Origin of the sequence: Priestia sp. BR_2 (genome assembly GCF_041954005.1) — a bacterium.
In the GTDB taxonomy this organism is placed as follows: domain Bacteria; phylum Bacillota; class Bacilli; order Paenibacillales; family Paenibacillaceae; genus Paenibacillus_AQ; species Paenibacillus_AQ lautus_A.
The window spans coordinates 1-790 of record NZ_JAVFHM010000047.1 but is presented as its reverse complement, the minus strand read 5'-3'; the positions used below and the strand labels follow the sequence as shown (position 1 = coordinate 790).

1 protein-coding gene is annotated in these 790 nt (G+C 36.6%); it reads left to right on the top strand.

From position 1 onward, the window contains the following. The coding region (locus RB298_RS00525) for an aldo/keto reductase (protein ID WP_486045227.1) at window positions 1–479 on the top strand (479 nt) is incomplete at its 5' end. Window positions 480–790: the final 311 nt, after the last annotated feature.

Sequence of the window (790 nt, the reverse complement as noted above, 5' to 3'; positions counted from 1 at the left end):
GAATGGAAAAACTACGTGAAGAAGGGAAAATTTTAAGATGGGGCGTCTCTAATTTTGATACGGTTGATATGGAAGAGCTATGGAACACTACGAATAGGAAAAATTGTGTGACGAACCAAGTCCTATACCATTTAGGTTCAAGAGGAATCGACTTCGATCTCTTACCATGGCAGCGTGAACATAACATGCCAATCATGGCCTACAGTCCTCTTGCTCAAGGAGGTTCTTTAAGAAGACAGCTTTTAAACGATCCAACTATTCATGATATTGCTGACAAATACAATGTCCAACCATTACAAATCGCTCTTGCTTGGACCATCCGTTCGAATAACGTCATCGCTATTCCAAAAGCGGTTCAAGATGAACATGTTCTAGCGAATGCTGAAGCTGCAACCATTGAGTTTACTGAAGAAGATCTCAGTAGAATTGATCAAGTATTTCCTAAACCTACTAGGAAAATGCCATTGGATATTATTTGAAAATCCACTTTAAAAAAGGACTCTTGTTGGAGTTGCTGACAATCTAATAGGAATTTCAAAAAAACTGTGTAGAATTTATTCCATACAGTTTTTTTATCGGGGAAATTTAATATCCTTATCGAATTATTCTCGCATCAAAACTCTATTTAGTTAGTTTTTGTTTAATGTTATTTAATGTTAATCGTTAAAAAGATAAAAGGGCCATCCAAATATATGTCAGTTACACTGTCAGAAAGCGACTTCTTGTCGCACCATAATGTCTCTTAAAGGAACCAAGCACAAAAATGAACCTATGCAAGACAAGGGTTCGG